Source organism: Ruegeria sp. BHSB056 (assembly GCF_059613305.1).
In genome coordinates, this window is sequence record NZ_JBXWSG010000159.1 from 1 (window position 1) to 3,372 (window position 3,372).

The following is a 3,372-nucleotide window of genomic DNA, read 5'->3' on the forward strand; positions in this document are numbered from 1 at the left end:
TGCCCAGAAGCTGCGAGCCCAGGCTCGCGTCACCGTAGAAAATGACGGCGATGGTGCCCCAGATGCCACAGAACAGGTGAACCGGGATGGCACCGACAACATCATCGATCTTGAACTTGTCCAGCATCGGGACCGCGAAGACCACGATGATACCACCCACGGCGCCGATCCACAGGGCACCGAACAGGGTCGGGGCCAGCGGCTCGGCCGTGATCGAGACCAGACCGGCCAGTGCGCCGTTCAGCACCATCGTCAGGTCAGGCTTCCTGTACAGAACCTGGGTCAGGATCAGCGCTGCAACCGAGCCCGAAGCCGCCGCCATGTTGGTGTTGGCAAAGATGCGTGACACGTCCGATACATCGCCCACGGTTCCCATCGCCAGCTGCGAGCCGCCGTTGAATCCGAACCAACCCAGCCACAGGATGAACGTTCCCAGGGTCGCCAGTGCCAGGTTAGAGCCGGGCATCGGGTGAACTTTGCCATCTTTGTACTTGCCGATCCGCGGGCCTAGGATAAGGGCCCCTGCCAGCGCAGCCCAGCCACCGACCGAGTGTACGATGGTCGAACCGGCAAAGTCCGAGAAGCCCTTGGCATCCAGCCAGCCGCCGCCCCATTTCCATGAACCGGAAATCGGGTACATGATGCCTGTCAGCACGATGACGAAGATCAGGAAGGGCCAAAGCTTGATACGTTCCGCCACGGCGCCGGAAACGATGGATGCGGTCGCGGCCACGAACACAAGCTGGAAGAAGAAGTCCGAACCGACCGAAGCATACTCCAGTGCCGCATCCGCCGGCGCAACACCAACCGCATCAAGCGTTGTGGTCGAGAAGAACGGGCCAAGCCAGCCCGTGATGGACCAACCGTCGCCGGGATACATCAGGTTGAACCCGATCAGCCAGTACATGATTGCGGCAAATGAAAACAATGCCACGTTCTTGATCATCTGCATGGCAACGTTCTTGGATCGTACCAGACCGCCTTCCAGCATGGCGAAACCTGCGGCCATGAAGAAAACAAGAAAGCCCGCCATCAGAAACAGCAGCGTGGTAAAGATATACTGGGTGTGCTGTGCCACTTCGCCGGTTGCGGCGGCCTCTTGCGCAAGACCCATCTGCGGCAGCGCAACAATGGCGGCAGCAGGGATGAGAGATTTCATCAGGTTCATTGTCAGTCCTCGAATGATTGTGAGTGGGCGCACTTACAGCGCGTCCTCGTTGGTTTCCCCGGTACGCACACGCATCGCCTGTTCGACATCGAGGACAAAAATCTTGCCGTCACCGATCTTGCCGGTTTTGGCGGTTTTGGTGATGGTCTCGACGATCTGGTCGGCCATTGTCGCAGGCACCACGATCTCAAGCTTGATCTTGGGCACGAAGTTCACCGCATATTCGGCCCCACGGTAGATTTCGGTGTGACCGGACTGCGAGCCGAAGCCCTTGATTTCGGTCACCATCATGCCGCGCACGCCAGCCTCGGTCAGTGCTTCGCGCACCTCCTCCAGCTTGAACGGCTTGATTGTCGCAATGATCAGTTTCACGTCTTTCCCCTCTGATTGTCCGGTGGGACCGGCTTGTTTGCACCTGCAGAAAAAAAGCGCGCCGCGGCGCAGTAAGAAACGCTTTCGGGGCCAAAACCTGTCGGAAAATAATGCGAAGTTGCACAATTTTTGCACAACGCAGCCGTTGCGGCTAATAATTGAGCACTATAGAGAGGGGAAGTTCCAGAAAATCGGACCTCTACATACCGTGGTTGTCGAGGTATGGTGACCAAAAAGTATAACCGGGCAGAGTTTGAGCATGACTGAGTCCAAGCGCCGCAAGCCGACATTGGTCGCGGATAGACGGTACCCTTCAAAGGGCCGAAAACCGGCGGCGACCAAAAGCACGGCGGGCAAAAAATCGACGGCGCGCAAAACGGCCACGCGAAAAACCACGCGCAGGAAAACCCGCAAGTCATCAGGGGGCAAAGGCGGTGGTATCTTTCGCCGTTTGTTCCGATGGATCTGGCGGCTGATCTGGGGCTTGACCTGGCGTGTAGGTGCGATTTCGGCCATGCTGCTCGCGCTGGCGGTGGGTATCGTTTATGCAACCTTGCCGGATGTGGATGCCTTGCTGGATGGGCGCGCGCGGGGTTCCGTGACTTTGCTGGATCGTGACGGCAAGGTCTTTGCCTGGCGTGGCGATCAGTTTGGTGGCGTGATCACGGCCGATACCGTGTCTCCGCATCTCAAGAACGCAGTCATCGCAACCGAAGACAAGCGATTTTACCGGCATTTCGGGGTCAGCCCGCGTGGCGTCGCCAGCGCGGTCAGCATCAACCTGAGCGAAGGGCGCGGGCCTTTGTCAGGGCATGGCGGGTCCACCATCACGCAACAGACCGCGAAATTGTTGTGTCTGGGTGTTCCCTATGATCCCAGTGATTGGGACTCTGAGGCCGCGTATGAGGCCGACTGCCGTCAGGGCTCCTTGTGGCGCAAGGCCAAGGAAGCCGTCTATGCGCTGGCAATGGAGGTGAAATACTCCAAGGACGAGGTTTTGACGATCTACCTGAACCGCGCTTTTCTTGGCGCAGGCGCGCGTGGGTTCGAAGCCGCAAGCCAGCGCTACTTTGGAAAATCCGCCGCCGAGGTTTCGCCCGCAGAGGCCGCGATGCTGGCTGGTCTGCTGGTTGCGCCCACACGCTATGCGCCGACCAACAACCTGCAACGGTCTCAGGATCGGGCGCGGCTGGTGATCGGTCTGATGGAGGATCAGGGATATCTGACCGCCGCACAGGCCAGCGAAGCGCGTGCGCGACCGGCGCAACTGTCTGAAGCTGCAGCTGCCCGAGCGGGCGGCTATTTCGCAGATTGGGTTGTTTCGGAACTTCCCAGTTATTTTGGTGATAACACAACCGAAGATGTTGTGATCCAGACGACTTTGGATCAGCGGATTCAGCGATCGGCGGAAGAGGCTTTGCAATTCATCTTTCAGGAAAAGGTGCGCGAAGGCTCCAAGGCGCAGGCGGCCATCGTGGTCATGTCCGCGGACGGGGCGGTGAGAGCCATGGTCGGCGGCCGAGAAACACGGGTTGCTGGTGTGTTCAACCGGGCCACCATCGCCAAACGTCAAACCGGTTCGTCCTTCAAACCTTTTGTCTACGCTACCGCGTTGGAACTCGGCTATTCCCCGCTGGATACGGTGATGGATGAACCTTACTGCGTGGACATTCCCGGGTCCGGTCAATGGTGCCCCAAGAACTATACCAACAAGTATTACGGGCGCGTGTCACTGGCGGATGCGTTGAAGAACTCGCTGAACATTCCGGCGGTGAAAGTTGCCGAGATTTCGGGCTTGGATAACGTCCGCACCGTGGCCAGTGGTTTTGGGA

At 58.7% G+C, this 3,372-nt stretch carries 3 protein-coding genes; 1 reads left to right on the forward strand and 2 read right to left on the reverse strand.

Going from position 1 to position 3,372, the window contains the following annotated elements:
* Both AC2FND_RS19840 and AC2FND_RS19845 read right to left on the reverse strand, forming a co-directional pair.
* A partial coding sequence (locus AC2FND_RS19840; protein WP_496771426.1) for an ammonium transporter family protein occupies positions 1-1,168 on the reverse strand: 1,168 nt, incomplete at its 3' end.
* 33 nt (positions 1,169-1,201) lie between these two features.
* A complete protein-coding gene (locus AC2FND_RS19845) occupies positions 1,202-1,540 on the reverse strand; it encodes a P-II family nitrogen regulator (RefSeq protein WP_209507249.1) in 339 nt (112 codons plus the stop codon).
* 259 nt (positions 1,541-1,799) lie between these two features.
* On the opposite strand from AC2FND_RS19845, the gene AC2FND_RS19850 reads away from it, so the two are divergent.
* Positions 1,800-3,372: transglycosylase domain-containing protein (locus tag AC2FND_RS19850; protein WP_496771427.1), on the forward strand; the 1,573-nt coding region annotated here is incomplete at its 3' end.